This window comes from Thermovenabulum sp., from assembly GCF_049701175.1.
In the GTDB taxonomy this organism is placed as follows: domain Bacteria; phylum Bacillota; class Thermosediminibacteria; order Thermosediminibacterales; family Thermosediminibacteraceae; genus Thermovenabulum.
On the sequence record NZ_JBNATW010000026.1, the window covers coordinates 14,790 to 35,656 of the forward strand.

Annotated in this window: 18 protein-coding genes and 2 riboswitches; of the genes, 15 read left to right on the forward strand and 3 right to left on the reverse strand. The window is 35.8% G+C overall.

From position 1 onward, the window contains the following. Positions 1–38 precede the first annotated feature (38 nt). Together ACPLVF_RS09245 and ACPLVF_RS09250 are read left to right on the forward strand one after the other, a co-directional pair. A complete protein-coding gene (locus ACPLVF_RS09245; protein ID WP_424907548.1) occupies positions 39–419 on the forward strand; it encodes a BlaI/MecI/CopY family transcriptional regulator in 381 nt (126 codons plus the stop codon). Further along, positions 416–2,935 carry a M56 family metallopeptidase gene (locus ACPLVF_RS09250; protein WP_424907549.1) on the forward strand — a complete coding sequence of 840 codons (2,520 nt, stop codon included), beginning with the start codon at positions 416–418 and terminating at the stop codon, positions 2,933–2,935. The genes ACPLVF_RS09245 and ACPLVF_RS09250 overlap by 4 nt, the downstream gene beginning before the upstream one ends. Before the next feature lie 80 nt (positions 2,936–3,015). Here the strand turns inward: ACPLVF_RS09250 and ACPLVF_RS09255 are convergent, their stop codons facing one another. Then, complete coding sequence (locus tag ACPLVF_RS09255; RefSeq protein WP_424907550.1) at positions 3,016–3,339, reverse strand: hypothetical protein; 324 nt, start codon at positions 3,337–3,339, stop codon at positions 3,016–3,018. Between the two features lie 232 nt (positions 3,340–3,571). On the opposite strand from ACPLVF_RS09255, the gene ACPLVF_RS09260 reads away from it, so the two are divergent. The 6 genes from ACPLVF_RS09260 (at position 3,572) to ACPLVF_RS09285 (ending at position 10,899) form a co-directional block, all read left to right on the forward strand. Continuing rightward, positions 3,572–4,258 carry a TIGR00266 family protein gene (locus tag ACPLVF_RS09260; RefSeq protein WP_424907551.1) on the forward strand — a complete coding sequence of 229 codons (687 nt, stop codon included), beginning with the start codon at positions 3,572–3,574 and terminating at the stop codon, positions 4,256–4,258. Between the two features lie 120 nt (positions 4,259–4,378). Beyond that, a complete protein-coding gene (locus ACPLVF_RS09265; protein WP_424907552.1) occupies positions 4,379–5,557 on the forward strand; it encodes a trans-sulfuration enzyme family protein in 1,179 nt (392 codons plus the stop codon). 65 nt (positions 5,558–5,622) lie between these two features. Continuing rightward, positions 5,623–5,683, forward strand: a riboswitch (Fluoride riboswitch). Between the two features lie 44 nt (positions 5,684–5,727). Further along, complete coding sequence (locus ACPLVF_RS09270) at positions 5,728–7,497, forward strand: dynamin family protein (protein WP_424907553.1); 1,770 nt, start codon at positions 5,728–5,730, stop codon at positions 7,495–7,497. Positions 7,498–7,499: 2 nt separating this feature from the next. Further along, entirely contained in the window at positions 7,500–8,441 is a 942-nt protein-coding gene (locus ACPLVF_RS09275) for an AAA family ATPase (RefSeq protein WP_424907563.1), read from the forward strand. A 21-nt stretch (positions 8,442–8,462) separates the two neighbouring features. Next, positions 8,463–9,632, forward strand: a complete 1,170-nt coding sequence (locus ACPLVF_RS09280) for a DUF58 domain-containing protein (RefSeq protein WP_424907554.1) — start codon at positions 8,463–8,465, stop codon at positions 9,630–9,632. Next, positions 9,604–10,899 (forward strand): DUF4129 domain-containing protein, encoded by a 1,296-nt coding sequence (locus ACPLVF_RS09285; protein WP_424907555.1) that lies wholly within the window; start codon positions 9,604–9,606, stop codon positions 10,897–10,899. The genes ACPLVF_RS09280 and ACPLVF_RS09285 overlap by 29 nt, the downstream gene beginning before the upstream one ends. Before the next feature lie 12 nt (positions 10,900–10,911). Here the strand turns inward: ACPLVF_RS09285 and ACPLVF_RS09290 are convergent, their stop codons facing one another. Further along, positions 10,912–12,030 carry an alanine racemase gene (locus tag ACPLVF_RS09290; RefSeq protein WP_424907556.1) on the reverse strand — a complete coding sequence of 373 codons (1,119 nt, stop codon included), beginning with the start codon at positions 12,028–12,030 and terminating at the stop codon, positions 10,912–10,914. 545 nt (positions 12,031–12,575) lie between these two features. Here ACPLVF_RS09290 and ACPLVF_RS09295 point away from each other — a divergent pair. Next, positions 12,576–14,003, forward strand: a complete 1,428-nt coding sequence (locus ACPLVF_RS09295; protein WP_424907564.1) for an alanine/glycine:cation symporter family protein — start codon at positions 12,576–12,578, stop codon at positions 14,001–14,003. A gap of 115 nt (positions 14,004–14,118) precedes the next feature. Beyond that, positions 14,119–15,738 (forward strand): amidohydrolase, encoded by a 1,620-nt coding sequence (locus tag ACPLVF_RS09300; protein WP_424907557.1) that lies wholly within the window; start codon positions 14,119–14,121, stop codon positions 15,736–15,738. Positions 15,739–15,799: 61 nt separating this feature from the next. Here ACPLVF_RS09300 and ACPLVF_RS09305 read toward each other — a convergent pair whose 3' ends face one another. Beyond that, on the reverse strand, positions 15,800–16,093 hold the full coding sequence (locus ACPLVF_RS09305; RefSeq protein WP_424907565.1) for a bacteriohemerythrin: 294 nt from the start codon (positions 16,091–16,093) through the stop codon (positions 15,800–15,802). Beyond that, a riboswitch (cobalamin riboswitch) is annotated at positions 16,093–16,261 on the forward strand. (Overlaps the previous gene by 1 nt.) Between ACPLVF_RS09305 and ACPLVF_RS09310 the strand changes: the two genes are divergently transcribed. The 5 genes from ACPLVF_RS09310 to ACPLVF_RS09330 all read left to right on the forward strand — a co-directional run bounded on the left by ACPLVF_RS09310 (position 16,219) and on the right by ACPLVF_RS09330 (position 20,658). Then, the gene (locus tag ACPLVF_RS09310; protein WP_424907558.1) at positions 16,219–16,368 is read left to right on the forward strand and encodes a hypothetical protein; all 150 of its coding nucleotides are present in this window, start codon (positions 16,219–16,221) and stop codon (positions 16,366–16,368) included. (Overlaps the previous riboswitch by 43 nt.) Beyond that, complete coding sequence (locus tag ACPLVF_RS09315) at positions 16,359–17,177, forward strand: kinase (RefSeq protein ID WP_424907559.1); 819 nt, start codon at positions 16,359–16,361, stop codon at positions 17,175–17,177. The genes ACPLVF_RS09310 and ACPLVF_RS09315 overlap by 10 nt, the downstream gene beginning before the upstream one ends. A 21-nt stretch (positions 17,178–17,198) precedes the next feature. Further along, entirely contained in the window at positions 17,199–18,647 is a 1,449-nt protein-coding gene (locus ACPLVF_RS09320; RefSeq protein WP_424907560.1) for a cobyric acid synthase, read from the forward strand. A gap of 1 nt (position 18,648) precedes the next feature. Then, positions 18,649–19,602, forward strand: coding sequence for an adenosylcobinamide-phosphate synthase CbiB (gene cbiB, locus ACPLVF_RS09325; RefSeq protein WP_424907561.1), 954 nt, complete (start codon positions 18,649–18,651; stop codon positions 19,600–19,602). A 6-nt stretch (positions 19,603–19,608) separates the two neighbouring features. Further along, positions 19,609–20,658, forward strand: a complete 1,050-nt coding sequence (locus ACPLVF_RS09330) for a pyridoxal phosphate-dependent aminotransferase (RefSeq protein WP_424907562.1) — start codon at positions 19,609–19,611, stop codon at positions 20,656–20,658. Positions 20,659–20,867: the final 209 nt, after the last annotated feature.

Below are 20,867 nucleotides of genomic sequence, written 5' to 3' on the forward strand. Positions count from 1 at the left end.
AACTTACAAATGTAATCCATAAGGAGGTTTAAATTTTTATGGAGAAATTTCCGCAAATTTCCGAAGCCGAATTGGAGGTTATGAAGGTTTTATGGGAATTAAAGCAGGCCACAAGTTCTCAGATTATAGAAAAATTGACTAAGATTAAGGTATGGAAGCCCAAGACCATTCAAACACTTCTTAATCGGTTGGTAGCAAAAGGAGCCGTTAAGGCAGAGAGACTATTGGGCAAAGCTTTTATATATTCACCGCTCATAGGTGAGACCGAGTATAAAGCCTTTGCCAGCCGTTCATTTTTGGATAAAGTTTTTAACGGTTCTTTGAGCCTGATGGTTACCAGCTTCGTCAGGGGACAAAAGTTATCGGTTGAGGAGATAGAAAGGCTCAAGAAACTTTTGGAAGAAGAGGTGAAAAAATGATAAAGCTTTTTGCTGCGGTTTTAAAAGCCTCTTTGAACGCTTCCCTTGCAGGGCTTGTGATTTTAATAATAAAAAGAATTCTGAGAAACAAACTTAGCCCTCGCTGGCATTATTTAATATGGTTCATACTTATATCAAAGCTCCTTATACCCTTTGGGCCCCCTTCACCGGTGAGTTTTTTTAACACAGTATACTCAAAAAGCTACAGCATTGATTTTGCCCAGCCGGAATTTAACAATAACCAGCAGCCCCCGTTAATCTCAGGAGAGACACCGTCAAAAAGTGTTCAATTACCGGGCGATAATCAAGATAATATTGACGAAAATGTAAATAATGCCTTTTTTAAAAAAATAAGTACCGTTGCTTCCTACATTTGGATTGCCGTTTTTATTTTATCATTTTTATTCGTGATATTTATTAACGTGAATTTTAATAAAAAGCTGAAAATAAACGGCAGACCAGCTCCTTTGGCGTTAAAAAAGATATTGAATGATTGTAAAGAGAGAATTAAATTCGACGGTCATGTTGATGTAATTATACAGGATATTATTGAAGTGCCTTCCCTTGTAGGCTTTCTGAAACCCAAAATATTAATTACTCCAACCGTTTTGGGACAAAAAGAGGAAAGAATTTCTTATATATTTTTACACGAGCTTTCCCATCTCAAGAGAAAGGATATACTGGTAAATTATCTGTTGATTTTTTTACAGCTCTTTTACTGGTTTAATCCTCTTATATGGTATTATTTTAAAAAGATCCGTCAGGATATGGAAACTGCAGCCGATGAGGGAGTACTGGTGTTGCTGGAAAACAACGAAAGGAAGGAATACGGGGAAACCCTTATTTCCATTCTCGAAAGTTTTAATATGCCCGCACCGTCCCTGAAGCTCGTCAGTATGGTGGACGAAAGAGGAAATATTGAAAGCAGAATAAGGATGATAAGTATGGCCGATGTTTTTAAAAATAAAAGGGTAGTATTTTTTATTACAGGAATTTTATGTTTTGTATTGCTTGGCATATTCTTACTTACGGGTCCTGTATCTAAAAATGAGGTGCAGGTCGGAAGCTTAGTATTCGATATTCCCGGTGATATAAAAATAAATACCGATACTTCGGGGTTAATAATAGAAAAGAATACAATTTTTAAATACTTCTCAACAACAAGGATAATATCTTACGGCGGACTTGCATTTGAAAAAGAAAAACTTCCCATAGGGGGCATTCAAATTATTTCCTACGAACCCGGTCAGCCCCTCTTTTTACCCAATCATTCGGAAGTAAAAAGTCAAAAGGAAATAAAAGGACTAAAAACGAAGGCAGTCTTGGTAAATCTTGTTTTAAGCCAGCCCGCAGCGTCATGGGATACTTCGGGAAAAAATGAAAACCATTTGTACCTGATTTTTGAGGAAGAAAAACTCGCCTACGATATTTACGCCGACTCAAAATATGTTGATGAAGGCGTGCTTTTAAAGATAGCGAAAAGTTTTAAGCCTGCAGATAATGCAGAAGTTATAAAGGTTATTCAGGGATTCGGCAGGAGGTTAGAGGACGTAAACAAACTTTCACCTGTAGAAATCTTACGGGAATCTATCAAGCAAAGCTACGGAGAATTTATTGCACCGGACCTTTTAAACGAATGGATAAAGGACCCAACGAAGGCACCGGGCAGGTACGGTTCAAGCCCCTGGCCGGATAGAATCGATATAATAGATATAGTGAAAGAAAATGAAAGCAAATTTACAGTTTTTGGAGAAATTGTGGAAATAACCAGCGTCCCCGGTGAGGAGTGGAGAACACTGATTAAAGCAACCATTGAAAGAATAGAGGGTAAGTGGCTAATTATGGGGATAGAAGCTCAGGAATATAAAAATAACGCGGAAAATGATAAGCAAATTATCTTAAACGCCCTGGAAAATGCAAAATTTGCAAGACTGGCAGCGGTGGATGCCCAAAAAGAGACTATGCTAAGTGAAGAACAAAGAAATGAACTTAAAAATGCCTTTTTAATGTCAAAGGCAAAGATAGACGACGAATATCCCGGAGGAGCCCTTGTATCGGAATTTCCCGACTACCAGCTGCAGCTTGATGATGTTCACATATATTTTATAAATAAAAATCAACTTGCGGTAAGCGGGGAAACCTTTAGTGTCTACAATACGGGTGAGGAAATATGGAAAGCTTTATCAAAAATTTTGCCTGTTTCGCGAATTGATGATAAAGAGGGCATAACCTATCTTTTTAATGCTCAAAGGGTAGAAGTAGCATCGAGTAAGGATGAATTGATAGAGGGAGACTATACCGCAAGGAAAAACCATTTTGTGAGGATGTTAAGGGAGGGGAAATTGAAAGGTAGTGGAGTTAGTACAGAGATGAGACCGGAAATGATTGTGAAATTTTATATAGATGGCGATGCAATTGACATTGAAATATATGAAGATGGATTTAAATATCAAAGCAAATATTATTATAAGCCGGGTTTGTTAGAGGGAATAAAAAGCATGTTGTCTGCCGGATGATGATTTTAATTTGATTAAGGGGGAAAATTGGGAGGTTTAAAAGGATTAATATTAGCAAACCGAAAAATTACAGCGCATGGTTATTTTTTAACCATGCGCTGTAATACGTATGTTTCGTTTTCCTGGCGAGTCAACCTATCGTCGATTTTCTTAACATCGTTCCATACATAATTTATTTCGGTGCGAATTTCTTTTACTTCTTTTTCAACCTTCTCTAAGCGGTTTTCAACGTTTTCCAAGCGGTTTTCAACGTTTTCCAAGCGGCTTTCAACGTTTTCCAAGCGGCTTTCAACCTTCTCCAAGCGGTTTTCAACATTTTCCAGGCGGCTTTCTATTCTTGCTTGACCCTCTGTAAGTGCTCTTAATTGGCTAATTACAATTTCTTGAAATTCTTTTGTTTCCACACTATTGACCCCCTTCAATATATTAAAAGGCTATTTCCCATCCCTGATAATTATATACTTCTACATATTAATTTAATTCTCCTTTATAAAAGAATCTTTTTTGAAAGTTTTATAGTTGAAATTAATTAACCCCTCAAGATATTTTCGGTAAAATTATATGCTAAAATAAAAGTGTATTATTTAAAAATAAATAATTTTTAACCAATGAAAAAAATTTCAAAGGAGGTTTAACATGAAATATAAAATTATTGGCGATACTTTACCGGTTGTTATTTTAACCATGACGGAAGGTGAAAGCGTATTTACCCAATCGGGGGGGATGGCATGGATGACCGACGGTTTTGAAATGAAGACAAATATGGAAGGTGGCCTTTTCGGTGGAATAATGAGAAAGCTTTCGGGAGAAACCTTATTTATGACTTCTTATACCTGCAAAAGAGAAAACGCAGAAATAGCTTTTGCTTCTTCATTTCCGGGAAAGATTATCCCTTTAGAATTAAAATCAGGAGAATCGATAATATGCCAGAAAAAAGCCTTTTTATGCGGGGAAAGAAGTATGAAATTAGAAATATTTTTCAGGAAAAAACTCGGAGCAGGTCTTTTTGGGGGAGAGGGCTTCATACTTGAAAGAATAACAGGACCTGGACTTTGCTTTATAGAATTAGATGGGGAAGCTGTGGAGTACAACCTTGGACATAATGATGTTTTGAAAGTGGATACCGGACACGTGGCCATGTTTGAGCCCTCTGTTGATTTTGACGTAGAAATGGTAAAAGGTTTTACAAATATACTTTTTGGTGGAGAAGGTTTGTTTTTATCCACATTAAAAGGCCCTGGCAAAGTATGGCTTCAGACAATGCCTATAGAAAATCTTGCATCAAGGATAATACCGTATATTCCTGTAAAAAAAGGTGATTAAAAGCAGTACACCGCTTTTAGTTTGTTTTTACGCTAAAAGCGGTCAGTACCATGCAGGAATCTAAACAATAATTAACGAATTTGAAAAAAATAACAAAAATTTTTATAGGAGGATAAGATAATGAGTAAAAAATTTATGACTAAATTAACTCATAAAGGAGAAAAGGTGCCTTCTTCAATTTCTTATCCGAAAGTCCCTCCTATTTACTTGAGCTCGGTGTTTTGCTTTGACAGCGTGGAGGAGCTGGATTCGGTTTACGAAAAGGATGCATCGGGTTACGTTTATTCGCGGATTAGCAATCCAACTCATAACTGTACGGAAGAAATCCTTGCTGCCTTGGATGAAGGGGATGATGCCCGCGTTTATTCTTCGGGCATGGCTGCTATAACCATGTCCATATTGGCCTTTATAAAAGCAGGAGACCATATAATTTCAAGCAATGTATTGTACGGCGGGACGTGGGAATTTTTAAATAGCGAATTGAAAAAATTTAATATTGAAGTGAGCTTTGTAGATTTTAATAGGGATGATCTAGAAAAACATTTTAAACCCACTACGAAAGTAGTTTATGTGGAAACAATTTCTAACCCCCTTATGGAAGTAATAGATATAAGAAAAATAGCAGAAACAGCTCATAGTCACGATGCTGTACTTATAGTAGACAATACTTTTGCCACTCCTGTAATTTGCCAGCCATTAAAACTTGGGGCTGATGTAGTGGTTTACAGTGTCACAAAATATATGGCCGGTCATAGCGACATTTTAGGAGGTGCGGTAGTGGCAGATAAAGAAAAAATAGAAAAAATAAGCCGTATTGGGCAAACTTACGGACCTACTATGAGCCCCTTTGACAGCTGGCTTTTAATAAGAAGTTTGAGAACCTTAGAGCTAAGAGTAGTAAGGCATAGTGAAAATGCTCTAAAATTAGCAGAGTACTTAGAAAATCACAAGAAGGTGAAAAGGGTTTATTATCCGGGGCTTACTTCTTCACCTTTTAAGAAAATAGCAGATGAAATATTTAACAATAAACTCTATGGAGGTATGTTGAGCATTGATTTGGATGGTGGAGAAAAGGCAGCATGTGATCTGATAAGAAATATGAAAAGTATTAAGTTGGTTCCCAGCCTCGCAGGTGTGTCTACAACCCTTTCTTACCCCGCAAAAACATCCCATAGATCTATGAGCAGGGAAGAACGAGAAAAAGCGGGGATTTCCGATGGACTGTTGAGGATTTCTGTAGGCTTGGAAAACATAGAGGATATAATAGAAGAATTTGACACGGCCCTGCGGGGAATATGAGAGCCAAAGTTCCACCGTTGAAATAATTGATAAAAAAATATATAATATATATCGCATGAAAAATAAAATCTTAAGGTGATGGAGCTCACCAAAACCGCCTTTTAGGCTAATAGCTCCTACGATATCGAAAGATATTGTAGGAGCTATAATTTTTCTAAGGGGTGAAAAATATGGTGCAAGATTTTGATTCTGCAAAAGTAATGCTAATTAAATACCTTGAAGAGATAAAACAAATTGTAAAAGATAAGGAAAAATCTTTATTAGAAGCCGTAGATTATGAATTAGATAAACTTTTAAAAAATGACTTCAATTTGGCGGTTTTAGGCCAATTTAAGCGCGGAAAATCGACTTTTATTAATGCATTGCTGGGAGAAAAAATAGTTCCAACAGCAGTAGTGCCCCTTACTTCCATAGTTACTATCATAAAACACGGTCCGAAAGTGAAAGTGACTGTTTATTTTTTAGACGGTTCCCAAAAAGAAATAACTGTTAAAGAACTGGAAGACTACGCTACTGAAAGGGGCAATCCGGGGAATGAAAAAAAGGTAAAGGAGATAATCATAGAGCATCCGTCCGAGTTCCTAAAAAAAGGTATTTCACTGATAGATACCCCGGGAATCGGGTCTGTCTACCAGCATAATACCGATGTTACCTATGAGTTTTTACCAAAACTTGACGCAGCCATATTCCTTTTTACTATCGACTCTCCCGTTGCCAAGAATGAATACGAATTTCTAAAAGACGTCCAGGATCATGCTGTGAAGATATTTTTTGTGCTTAACAAGATAGATTACGCCGAAGAGAATGATGTGAAGGAGGCCCTAAATTTTACCGCCGAGGTTTTGAAGGAAAAGCTGGGGGATGAAAAAATAAAAATTTTCCCAATTTCAGCTAAGATGGCCTTGGAAGCTAAAGAAACTTGTGATGAAGAAAAATTAAAGCTCAGCGGACTGCCCGAGTTTATATCTAAATTGGATGAATTTATAATTAAGGACAAGGGTAAGGCTCTGTTACTTTCCAGCTGCAATAATACCCTTCGGTTTTTATCAAAATTGAAATTTGATATTGACTTAAAGATGGGTGCAATTAAGACACCGGTGGAGGAGCTCGAAAGAAATATTAATATCCTCAAAAAGAAAATGGAAGAAATTGAAAAAGAGAAAAAGGACATGCTTTTCATTTTCGAAGGAGAAAGCAAGGAACTGCTTGCCCATTTTAACGCCGAGTATGAAAAATTTAAGAATTCTGAATACCCGAATTTGGAAACTGCTTTGGAGAATTACTTTACAAGCAATACTGCTTTACCCTTGAAAGAACTTATAGAAAAGAGTAGAGAATATATTACCGAAAAAACCCTTAAGGTAATAGATTCATGGAAGGAAGGGGAACTTAAGCGCTTAGCAGGGGCATCAGGAAAAATAACGGAAAGGCTTGCAAAGAAGGTAGAGAAGATAATCACCGAGCTTCAGGAATTGACTGCCAGTATGTTTCATATAAAGTTTGAAAGTTTTGCCGTTATTGAGGATTTTAAAGAAGCAGGATATTTTTACTATAACATGGAACCTGAAAAGACCTTTCTCTTACCCACACCTTTGTCAATTGCCCCCTTTCTTCCGGATTTTATTGCCCGAAAGATAGCCCTTAATAATTTGAAAGAGTGGTTAAAACAGCAATTTGACAGACAGTGCGGTAGGGTAAGGTACGACATTGCCCAAAGGATGGAAAAAACTTTCAAGGAGTATTATAATTACCTTGAAGAAAAAATAGCAGAAACGGCTGACGGTATAATGGAATCTGTAAAAAAGGCTTTTGAGCTTAAAAAGTACGGTGAGGAACGTATGAAAAGCATGCTGGAGGAATTGGAAGCCCTTTTAAAAAAGATAAATAAAATTGAAGGTAATGTAAAAGAATTGAAAAAACATTTAGAGAGGACTGTATGAAATTGGAAGCTGAATTTGCAAAAAAAATTAAGGATGTATTGAATAATATTGAAAAAGTAGTAATTGGGAAAACCCATGTTATCGAGCTTTTGTTAACGGCACTTTTGGCAGACGGGCATGTGCTTTTGGAGGATGTGCCCGGAGTTGGAAAAACTTTGATGGCTAAGGCGATTGCCCGGTCCTTGGATTTGGAATTCAAGAGAATCCAGTTCACTCCCGACATGCTGCCGCAAGATGTACTGGGTATTAATATATACAATCAAAAGACAGGGGATTTTGTATTTAATGCAGGACCGATTATGACCAATATTCTTTTAGCTGATGAAATAAACCGGGCCACTCCAAGGACTCAATCCAGCCTACTTGAAGCTATGGAAGAAAGGCAATTTACAGTTGACGGAGTGACCAGAAAGCTAAAGGCTCCTTTTTTGGTGATTGCTACCCAAAACCCCGTTGAAATGGAAGGGACTTTTCCCCTACCCGAAGCCCAATTGGATAGATTTATAATGAAGGTAGACATGGGTTATCCTCAATTGGAAGAAGAAAAGTTAATACTTCGTCGTTTTGGGATGGAAAATCCCTTGGATGAAATAAAACCCGTTTTAAATGGTATGGAACTACTTGCGATGAGGGAACAGGTAAAAAAAGTCAATTTTGATGAAAGTTTAGAAAACTACATGTTAACCATTGTAAGGGAAACACGAAATCACCCTGCCGTAAAATTAGGAGCAAGTCCCCGAGCTTCCCTGCTTTTTTATAGATGTGCTAAGGCCTTTGCAGCTATAAAAGGCAGAGATTACGTCATACCCGATGATATTAAATATTTGGCTAAACCCGTACTGAACCACAGATTGGTGCTAAACTATGAAAGCGTTATTAAAAATTACAAACCTGTAGATGTATTGGATGACATTTTAAAGAATACACCGGTTCCCGTCGAATAAATTATTAAGAAGGGTAATGCTATGCAGGCATTGGTGTTTATTGCAGCGCTGACTATTATTTTAGGTATATCTTATTTATGGAACATATTGAGTGTTAAAGGATTAGAATTGAGCCAGGGATTTGAAAAAGAACGGATATTTTTGGGTGATACTGTAAATTATATGCAGGAATTGACAAATAAAAAACTATTTCCTTTGCCTTGGATAAAGGTTGAAACGGAAGTGCCGAATGAAATTGTATTTTTAAAAGGAAAGCTTGTTCCTCATAATAAGCCCAACAAGAAAATTCTAAGTGGAGTATATTCCCTTCTATGGTATCAGAAAATAAGGAGAAGGTATCCCGTTTTTCCACAAAACCGCGGGATTTTTTTCTTTGGACCTGTAACTTTGACAACAGGGGATTTACTTGGTTTTTTTCATAAAGAGATGAAAATTTATAATAATGCTAAATTGATAGTATATCCCCGAATAGTTGATATTACGGTGGCGGAAGGTATTCCTGATATTACCCTTTCAGGAGTAAGCGGCAAAAAGAAGCTTTTTTCGGATCCTTTTTCTTTCAGCGGGAAAAGGGATTATTTCCCGGGAGATTCTTTAAAAGATGTAGATTGGAAATCTTCAGCCAAATTTGACAGGCTTTTAGTGAAGGTATTTGATTCAAGCTACAAAAAGAGGGTTTCCATTATCCTTGATGTAAATACATTTGAAAATGCCTGGGAGGGGATTGATCCCGAGTTATCGGAATTTCTAATAATGCTGACCGCTTCTATTGCAAAGAAAGCTATTTATCAAGGATGTGAAGTAATGCTTGCCAGCAATGGAAGAATGATATCCGACGACAAGGATACGGATATAATCACTTTGATACCTTACGGTGTAGGTTCAATTCATTTAAAGACTATATTGGAAGCTCTGGCACGCCTTGATAATTACAGCATCTTTAAAATAGATGATATTTTTCCTAAGGTTCTCGATATATTGAAAAAAGGCAGCAGGGTGGTATATATAACAGCAAATTGGGGTAATAGCGGCAAGAAGGTAATAAAATTAATGAAAAAAATTAATTTAGATGTAGCATTAGTGTTGGTAGGGAAAAAGAACGCAGAACTTAAAGGTCCCGAGGGTATTACCACTTATCACGCTTTTGGGGAGGAAAAGTGGCGTGAAATTCCTTTTATCGAACTGGTTTAAGGGACTAAAAATGCTACTTTTTTTATGTATTAGCTATATATTTTTACTCATTGTAAATATAGCTTTTGGAAAATACTTTTTAAAAGAACTTTTTCCGGCTTATGAGATTTTCTTGTGGCTTTTAGCAGGTGTTATTTTTAATTTTTTTTATTACAGGTTTAGAAATTTTAAAAAACCTTTTTTTGTTGCAGCATTGTTAATAATAACGTTATTATATAATGACGGTTATTATTCTTTGATTTTTGCTTTTTTGTGCTTTTTTATTGGACTGTGGCAGGATAGCTGGGAGCTCGGTCATTATGAGCTGATGGCAAAACTTAAAAAGTTTACACTTTTTATTCTTATTTGCCTCCTTATTTATAAAAATGATGAAAAAACTGGTGAAATGCTTTTTTTAACCTTCAGTTTTATTATGGTTTCGCTTGTCGCACTTTCTATATACCATTTAGAGCCCCTTTCTTCGCAGATTTCTAAGAAAAGGTGGTTACTTACAACACTAATTTTTTGTTTAATAATAGGGATTTTTATTATTATGATTGCTGAGCTGATAAAGCCTCATGAACTTTTGACATTTATTAATTTTATAAAGGAAACATATTTTTCGTTTGTAGAATTAATGTTTAAGGTCTTAACACCTTTATTCATGCCTTTAGATAAGATATTCACCTTTATTTTATCCGTTATCTTAAAGCACACCAAAATAAAAAGACAAGAGATTTTATCCGGAGAGCAAGGCGAAAGCATTATACCGGGAAAACAAGAAGAATACGTGATGCCAGCCACAATTGAAATTATTTTTAAAACTGTTGGTCTTATACTCCTTTTACTGGTATTTACCGGAATAATGTTTATGGCTTTAAAAAAGTATCATAGGTCTTTTAACGAAAAAAATGATTTAAAAGACGAGAGGGAATCGGTATTTGACCCTTCAACGTTTAAAAACAGATTATCTGAGCTTTCATCAAAGATTGGCAGTATAATAAAATCCCGTATTAAACTCGGAATATACGGAGATTTTCCGGCAGCTAAGATAAGAAAATTATATGCACAAATTCTTAATGCAGCAGCAAAAAAGGGGTATTTCAGAAAATCCTCCGAAACACCCCTTGAATTCATGATTCAATTGAAAAAAGCATTTCAAGACGAAGAGAACTTGGTAGAGGATGTGACGATGCTTTACCAGAGAGCGAGGTATTTCCCTGATTCGGTCTCGGATACCGATGCTGAAAATATGAAAAAAATTACAAAGATTTTAATGACAAAATAAAATTCGATTCTATTATTTCAACATTGGAATTCTACTTCCTCCTCGTGCATCAACGGGGAGGACTTTTTCTATTATGCCGTTTCTGTGCCCTACAAGAAAACTTGTCATATTTGCGCAGGAACACGCATGATTGGGTATAACCTCTATTTTATCACCTACTTTTACATTTGTATTGCGGGTGATTCTTACTTTACCTACTTCTTCTGATAGGCTTTCAATAATTAGTTCAGGATGGCCTTTTACTATGCCATAGCCTGTTGTTAGAGAAACACCGTGTGCACCTTTGTCTAAACCGAAACACTTGCTTCCCGCATCTATAATAATCATATCTTCTCTGGGGTGTGCTATAACTGTTGCCAAAACGGTAAGGGCACACCTTTCCTCTGGTACGATTCCTAAAGCTACCTGAATCGCATCGTAAAATACATAATTTCCCGGTCTTAATATATTGATTTTATCGTCTTTTGCTGCAAAAGCAGCCGTAGGAGTGCTGCCGGTTGCTATTATGTCGACGGTAAAACCCTCCTTTTCCAAATATTTTAAAGCTATGTGTAGTGCTTGTGCCTCTTCTTCAGCAACGGCTTTAACTTCATCAATACTTGTTTTAGCATATACATGTCCCGGATGGGTAGCTATTCCTTTGAATTTAAGGTGATTAAATTCTTTCAACTCTGTTACGAGTTCTGGTGCTTTTTCTGGAGCTACTCCAAAGCGGTGTAGGCCGGAGTCAATTATAATAAGATACTCTATATAAAGCCCTATTTTACTGCAAGCCTCTTCTACCTTTGATGCTGCTTCTTTGCCATCAAAGCTCAAAATTACATGGGCATTCTTTGCAAGTGATAGTATTCTTTCTATATTTTCCTTCGATGCAACGGGATAAGCATACATTATTTCTTTAAAACCGCACTCAACCAATTTTTCCGCTTCATCAATGGTACCTACCAAAAAACCTTTTGCTCCAAAATCTAACTGCATTTTTGCAATTTGCGTGCTTTTATGAGTCTTCACCATTGGCCACAATTGTTTTTTGTTTTCTCTACATAAATCAGCCATTTCTCTTAGATTCTTTTCCAATTTATCTAAATCGACAAGGGAAGCAGGTGTTGGTAATTCAGAGATATTGGTCATAAAAACCCTCCTTAAAAATAAAAAAAATTCAATTTATATAAATAATTTTATCATATTAGATTTTCACTGATTAATTTTTTTTTAATACCAAATAAAGAATTTAAATATTAACAATGGTCTTGTTTTTAATTCTTGGTAGATAAAATTAACTTCCAATTAGAGAATCTTCAGGAGTTGATGATAAGCTTATTGAAAGGATTGTAAACTATGTTAAAAAAGCCGTGCGGAATTGCACGGCTTTTTTAAAAGTTATCCCCTAACAAGAGTAAAATCAGTATTAAAAACACGAGAAAAGTTTTATCTTTTTTAAAGCATCCTACTTTTTCAATATTTTCCATTAAAAAAACCTCCCATTTTGATATCTATTACAATATATGATTTTAGATTTTTATAGGTTACTTAAGTTAAAATTGAAGAAAATATATAAAAAATTTTGACATAACTTTGGAATTTTGCAATAATATATTTATATAAAGACATGATAATTTTATAAAAATTCTGTATAATATATGTGAATATAAAAAAAGAGGAGGGATTTAATGAGTATTGAAAAATTTTTAGAAACCCTATCAGGCCTTTTATGGGGTAAACCGCTGATTTACACAGTACTTTTTGTAGGATTGTTTTTTACCATAGGCTCCGGCTTTTGGCAGTTTAAAAACATAGGTTACATACTAAAAAATACCTTGGGAAAAATTGGAATAAAATCTGAAGGACAGGAAGGAATACTTACTCCTTTCCAAGCTGTAAGCGTAGCTCTTGCCGGTACCATTGGTGTGGGCAACATAGCTGGAGTTGCCAGTGCCATAGCTGTTGGCGGACCAGGTGCTGTTTTTTGGATGTGGGTATGTGCACTTGTAGGAATGATGACAAAAATGGTGGAAGTTACCTTGGCGGTGCACTACAGGGATAAAAATCCGGATGGATCTACTTACGGCGGTCCTACATATTACATGGAAAAGGGTCTTGGAATTGAAAGGGGCTTTAAATATTGGAAGCCTCTGGCAGTATTATTCGGAGTTGGTATTTTTTCGACATTTTTCATTACTTTACAAAACTACACGGTGTGTGAAGCTATCAACACCACTTTTAAAATTCCAATGCTTATAGTTGGCTTAGTTTATATAATTTTAACCTATATTGTCATTTTGGGCGGCATCAAAAAAGTAGGTGAAGTGTCAAGTTACGTAGTACCCTTTATGGCACTATTTTATATAATCGGAGGACTTTTTATTATACTCTCAAGATTTTCTGATGCTTTAAATGGTATTGCCTTAATATTTAAGAGTGCTTTTTCCGGCACTGCTGCAGTAGGTGGGTTTGCTGGTGCAACCATTTCAAAAGCGATGCAAATGGGTGTTGCAAGGTCCATTTACAGCAACGAAGCCGGTTGGGGTACAGCACCTATGGCTCATTCAACGGCAAAGACCGATCATCCGGTAAGACAAGGCCTGTGGGGAGCCTTTGAAGTATTTATGGATACTATCGTGGTATGTTCGATCACCGCATTGGTAATAATAACGACCGGTATGTGGTCTTCTGGAGCTTCGGGAGCTTCCTTAACACTTTCTGCCTTTGAAAAAGGGCTTGGCTTTTTCGGCAAGATTGTTGTTACAATTGGTATCTTCCTTTTCGGATGGAGCACAACAACCGGTTGGTATGCTTATTATGAGATTATTTTAAGGCATTTAATGAAGGGTAAGGAGGGATTTCAAAAGACCATACTTACTATTTACAAATACCTCTATCCTATCCCCGGATTTTTAATGGTTGTATTTGCTGTTACAACTGGGCTTCCTCCCGCAATTGTATGGTTACTCGCTGATGTAACCAGTGCTGTGCCTACATTTGTTAACCTTATTGTAATCCTAATACTTGCCCCTAGATTCTTTGAACTCTTACACGATTTTAACGCAAGGGAATTTAAAGATAAGACCGGTAAAACACTAACAAAATTGTTTTATGAAGATTAGTTAAGAAACACGGCGGGCTTTTTGCCCGCCGTGGTTTTAGAAATGGGTTTACCATGCTCGACATTATTATCCACGATGTGGTTGTTTTGACAATGGAAGGGAAGGGAGCGATTTTATGGACCTGATTTTATATAATGGCAAAATTGTCACTATGGATGAAAAAATGCCAGAGGTAGAAGCTGTAGGGATTGGAGGTGGAAAGATTGTTGAAATAGGAAGCAATGAAGAAGTTTTATCTTATAAAGGGAAAAATACGGTAATCATAGATTTAAAAGGGAAGACAGTTGTTCCGGGATTTAACGACAGCCATATGCACCTTTTGAGTTTTGCCTTGAGCCTTGAAAAGGCAGATTTAAACGGATGCGATGGAATAAATGAACTTATACGAAGGGTGAGGAAATTTATTGAGGCTAACGGCATTAAAAATGGAGAGTGGGTTCAGGGAAGAGGATGGAACCACGAATTTTTTAAAGAAAAAAGGATGCCAACGAGGCGTGATCTCGATAAGATTTCAGAGGAGCACCCCATTATTTTAACCAGGACCTGCGGGCATGTTGCTGTAGCAAATACTTACGCTTTAAAACTTGCGGGTATTTTTGAAAATCCTCCCTATGTAGAAGGCGGCAGTATCGATCTTGATGAAAAGGGCACTCCAACCGGGATTCTCAGGGAAAATGCTATGGAATTAGTTTACAAATTATTACCGATGTATAAGAAGGATAAGATTAAAGAAATGATTATCAAGGCATCCAATAATTTTTTGAAAGCAGGCCTTACATCGGTCCAAACTGACGATTTAGATTCTATTAAAGGAGACTTTAAAGAAATTTTGGAAGCTTACTTTGAATTGGAAGCGGAAAAGAAACTGCCCATTAGGGTTAATGAACAGGTGCTTTTGCCTACAATGGAAAAACTTGAGGCCTTTCTCGAGCTCGGATATAGGACGGGACACGGAAGTGAATATTTTAAAATTGGTCCCTTGAAACTTTTAACAGATGGTTCTTTGGGGGGAAGAACAGCAGCGCTTTCATTTCCCTATGAAGATGATAAAACTACTCGAGGGATTGCTATATATAACCAGGAACAGCTGGATGAATTGATAGAAAAGGCATATCTTAACGGTATGCAGGTGGCATGTCATGCCATAGGCGACAGGGCAATGGATATGGTTTTTAGTTCTTATGATAAAGCCATGAAGAAATTCCCCAAGAAGGATCCTCGGTTAAGAATAATACACTGTCAGATTACTACGGAGGAGCTGATAGATAAATTTAAAAAATATAATGTTATAGCGGATATACAGCCCATCTTTGTATCTTCCGACCTAACTATTGTTGAAAAAAGGGTTGGTAAGGAAAGGGCAAAGTGGACTTACAATTGGAAAACCCTTATAGAAAAAGGTGTTCACGTTGCCGGGGGATCGGACTGCCCTGTGGAACCTTTCAATCCGATATTGGGTATATATGCTGCGGTTACACGTAAGAATTTATCGGGTTATCCCGAAGATGGATGGCTTCCCGAACAAAGGCTTAGTGTAAAACAAGCAGTTCATATTTTCACAATGGGTTCCGCATACTGCACTTATGAAGAAAGTATAAAAGGGTCCATTACACCCGGGAAATTGGCAGATATGGTAGTGCTTTCTGAAGATATTTTTAATATCGTTCCCGATGAAATAAAGGATGTAGGGGTTGAAATGACAATACTGGGTGGGAAAATAGTATATACCAAATAATATTATATAAACCTGCCTTTATTCGAGTTTAAGAAGGCAGGTTTTTATTTAATTATTTTTTTTATTCTGCTGTAATTTTTTTATCCTTTTCTAATATATGATTACTAATCCAATTTACGATAAATTCCAATAATTCAATAATATAAGATTCCTGGTTCTGGTCAATTTTAAATATATCGATACTATCGATTTTTTCTATGAAGTCCTTATGTTCAAACTTATGGGAAAGCAGCCTTTTATATCCTATTTTTTCCATATATTCTTCTTCTGATTTAAAATGGTATTTTGCGTATTGAAAAAAATATACTTTATAATATAATAAAGGTAAAATAAGATTTTGAAATAATTGAAAAATATTGCGGTATGCTCAAGGGTGCTTTTGAGCTTAAAAGGGAAAGCGGTGAAAATCCGCTGCAGCCCCCGCTACTGTATACGGCGACGAATCCACATCCACTGGGAAACCGGGAAGGGTGGAGGAGGTTGACCCGTGAGCCAGGAGACCTGCCCTTGAGAGATGCCACTCCTTCGGAGGGAAGGGAAGGCATAGGTATGATTTTAAAAACCCCTGCCGAAGGCAGGGGATTATTATTTATTTATAAAAGCAAAAAAGGGTGTATAAAATGCGTGTAAATTTCTATTATCCTGGAAGCATAGGGGAGGTTTTGCAAGGGAAGGTAAATGGACGGGATATGCTGGTTTCTTTTCCCGTGAATTTATATACCTGCGTTGAGGTTTTTAAAGAGAAATTCGAAGAAAAGGAGATAGAAAAGGAAAATATAAAATCTTACACATTTTTGAATAATATTTTAAGAAGGTGGAAATTAGAGGGTAAAGAAAAACTTGGCTTAAAAATTACTTCTCAAATCCCAAAGGGTAAAGGATTTGCAAGCAGTACAGCCGATTTGTGTGCCCTGTATCACTGCCTTGTAAGATATTTTAATAGGAAGTTTGACATAAAAGAGTTAATAGAGGAAGCTATAAGGATAGAGCCTACAGATAGCATTGTATTTAATAAGGCTACACTTTTTGATTATAAATGCGGTCAGTATTTTGAAATTTTGGGAGATTATATGGAATTTTATGTTTATGTATTTGAAGGACTTGAGGAAGTAGACACAATAAAGTTCAATTTGTCCGTAAAAGAGCCCCTGGCTGAAGTGGATGATCTTTTTCAGTTACTTAAAAACTCTATAAAGAACAAAGATATTAAATTGCTTGCGCAAGTATCTACGGAAAGCATTAAGAGAAATCAAAAAAGGCTTTATTACCCTATTTTGGATGAAGTAATAAGTATAATGAGAAAAACGGGAGGTCTTGGTGTTATTGGTGGACACAGCGGCAATTTTTTGGGAATTATTTACGACAGTAAAGTTGATTTAAATATAAGGTTGGAAGGGTATAAGAGATATTGGGTTAAAACCTTATCAATGATATATTAAATTTTAAAGGAGCTGTTTTTTATGAGGATTATGGTTCAAGGGACTTCGTCTTCCTGCGGAAAAAGCTTGGTTGCCACTGCTCTTTGCAGGATTTTTACCGAGGATGGGTATAAAGTCTGTCCTTTTAAATCTCAGAACATGTCTTTAAATTCTTATGTTACTGATGAAGGTCTTGAAATGGGGAGGGCTCAAGCACTTCAGGCTTTTGCCTGTAAAATAAAGCCCAAGGCGTACATGAATCCAATCCTATTAAAACCTACAACGGACAGGAAAAGCCAAGTAATAATATTGGGAAAACCCTATAAAAATATGGATGCCCGTGAATATTTTAATTTTAAAAAGAGCCTGCGAGAAAAAATTAAGGAAATTTACAACGAAATCGAAAAAAAATACGATATTGTGGTAATAGAGGGGGCGGGAAGCCCTGCAGAGATTAACCTTAAAGAAGATGATTTCGTAAACATGGGAATGGCGGAAATCGCAAATTCTAATGTTATTCTTGTTGCGGACATCGATAGGGGAGGAGTTTTTGCTTCTATTTATGGAACATACATGCTGCTTGAAGAAAATGAAAGGAAAAGAATTAAAGGAATAATAATTAATAAATTCAGGGGAGATAAGTCGCTTTTGATGAGTGGCATAGAAAAAATAGAAAATTTAATAAATGTGCCCGTCATAGGAGTAATCCCCTATATTGACATCAGGTTAGAGGATGAGGATGGCATAGTAGAATTAAATACAGAATATAAAGGAAAGATTAAAGTATCGGTAATTAGACTTCCGAGAATTTCTAATTCTACAGACTTTAATCCCTTCCTTTTTGACGAAGATGTTTCATTGAATTACGCAGACGATCCGCAAGAAATTGAAGATGCGGATATTGTAATAATACCTGGTAGCAAAAATACCATAGAGGATTTAAGGTGGTTAAAGGAAAAGGGGTTTTATGAAAAACTGAAAGAACATAAGGGTATAATATTTGGGATATGTGGTGGGTACCAAATGATGGGGAAAATAATAATCGATGAGGATGGTTGGGAGACCAAAAAAGGGGATTTTGAGGAAGGATTGAATTTTTTTGATTGTGTAACTTATATAAAAGGAGAAAAAGTTTTAAGGAATGTTGAAGGTATAGCCTTTGGCAAGAAAGTAAAAGGTTACGAGATTCATATGGGTGAAACAGAAAATAACAAAAACCCTTTTGTAGAAATACATTCCGAAGGAAAAGTTTTTTACGACGGCGACACGAAGGATTTTAAGTATTTTGGTACCTATCTTCACGGAATTTTCGATTCGGGGGAATTCAGGGAAGAGATATTAAATATTGTTAGGAAAAAGAAAGGTTTGGAATATAAAAAATCGGAAGAGTTTTATATAAAAAGGGAAGAGGAGCTAAGCAAACTTTCTAAGATTTTCAGAGAAAATTTAGATGTTGATTATATTTACGAGATAATGAAAAAGGATGATTAATATGATTGATATAAATCTACAGCTTATGGATATTATCCTTGCATGCCTTTTGGATTTAATTTTGGGAGATCCTTATAATCTCCCTCACCCTGTAAAAATGATGGGGAAAATAATAAGTTTTGAAGAGTCTGGAGCAAGAAAGGTTTTTAAAGAAAAAGGTTTATATTTTGCCGGTTTTTTAATTGTCCTTTTAAATATCTGTATTGCATTTATAATTCCGTATTACCTTTTAAAAATTTGCAGTTTTAATTTTTACCTTTATCATATAATAAATATTTTATTGCTTTATACTACAATTGCGGCAAGATGCTTAAGGGACGAAGCGTTTAAGATATATAAGGCTTTGAATTGTTCTATTGAAGAGGCAAGGCTCAAACTTTCCTTTATAGTGGGGAGGGATACTAAAAACCTTAATGATAAGGAGGTAATAAAGGCAACGGTTGAGACAGTTGCGGAAAACACTTCAGATGGAGTGATTGCACCTCTATTTTATGCGATATTTGGAACACCCTTTGCTTTTGTCTATAAAATGGTTAATACTATGGACTCTATGCTTGGATATATGAACCAAAAATATAGGTATATAGGATTTTTCCCTGCAAAGACCGATGATTTGTTTAATTATATTCCTGCAAGGTTGACCGGATTTTTGATGATTATTTCAGGGATATTTAGATACGATATCAAAGAAGCTTTCAGAATAATGATAAGGGATAGAAAGAATCACAAGAGTCCAAACTGTGCTTATCCCGAAGGAGCTGTTGCAGGGCTTTTGGGGGTTCAACTCGGTGGAGACAATTTCTATTTTGGAGAGCTCGTGAAAAAACCGAAAATTGGGGATAAAAAGAGGGAACTTGAAATTGAAGATATAAAAAGAGCTGTAAGTATAATGTTTGCGGCGGAAGGGGTTTTTATTGGAGGTTTGGTTTTCTTAATATTAGTTAAAGGTTATTAAAGGATTATGAGAGGAGGAATTAACATTCACGGGGGAGATATTTATTCATATAATAAAAATTTAATAGATTTTTCAAGCAATATAAATCCTCTCGGGATTATGGAAGGGCTTGAAGAACACCTTAAAGACAACTTAAAAAACCTTTCTATTTACCCTGATATTAAAAAAAGAAGGCTTAAGAAGAATATAGCACAATATTTAAAAGTAGAAGAAGATGAAGTTATAACGGGTAACGGGGCTGTTGAAATCATAAACAATATTATTTTGTTGTTTGAAAGGGTTGTAGTTTTTGTCCCTTGTTTTAGCGAATACCTGTTAAGAGCTCAGGTTTTAGGAAAGCAAATTGTCAGGCTTAATTTGGACCGAGAATTTAAGGTGGATTTTTTTAGTCTTGAAAAAGTGATAAAAAAAGGCGACCTTTTAATTCTTGGGAATCCTAATAATCCGACGGGTTTTCGTATTGAGCAAGATAAATTGATGAAAATAGTAGAATTAATCGAGGAAAGAGGGGCGTTTTTGCTGCTTGATGAGGCTTTTTTTGAATTTTGCGAGGATGAATACGATAGCATAAAGCTTTTTTACGACAGTAAAAATTTTTGCGTAATCAGGGCTGCTACAAAATTTTTTGCACTTCCGGGGATAAGGCTTGGCTATGCTTTTGCTAATAAGGATTTTGTGAAGACCTATTCACAGTATGAGCTGCCGTGGAATGTAAATTCAATTGCTGAAGCAGCGGCTGATTATATTTTTAAAAATAGGGATTATATTATTAAAAGCAAAAATTACATAAAAGAACAGAGGGAACTGATGTACAAACATTTAAGTAAAATAAAAGATGTAAAGGTTTTCAAAACAGACTGCAACTTTTTTTTATTGAAACTTTTAAAATATGATGAGGAATATGTATTTGAAAGGCTTTTAGAGAAGAACATCTTAATAAGAAAATGTTCCAATTTTGAAGGGCTTGATAAAAGCTATATAAGAATAGCTGTAAAAAAAGAAGAAGAAAATATTAAGCTGATTGAAGAATTAAATAGATGTTTTGAAGGATATTGACAAAAAAATAACAAACCTTGTATAATACTGAATAAAGAGGTATAATTTATAAAAAATGCATATCATGAAGATATGAAAAGAGACCATGAAGGTCATGACGGATGAATCCGTTAGATACTTCATGGTTTTTTGTTTTTTATTTTAAAAGAAGTTAAAAGACTCACGGTAATATGTCAATACCCTAAAAATGGAAATTAAAAATATTCAGA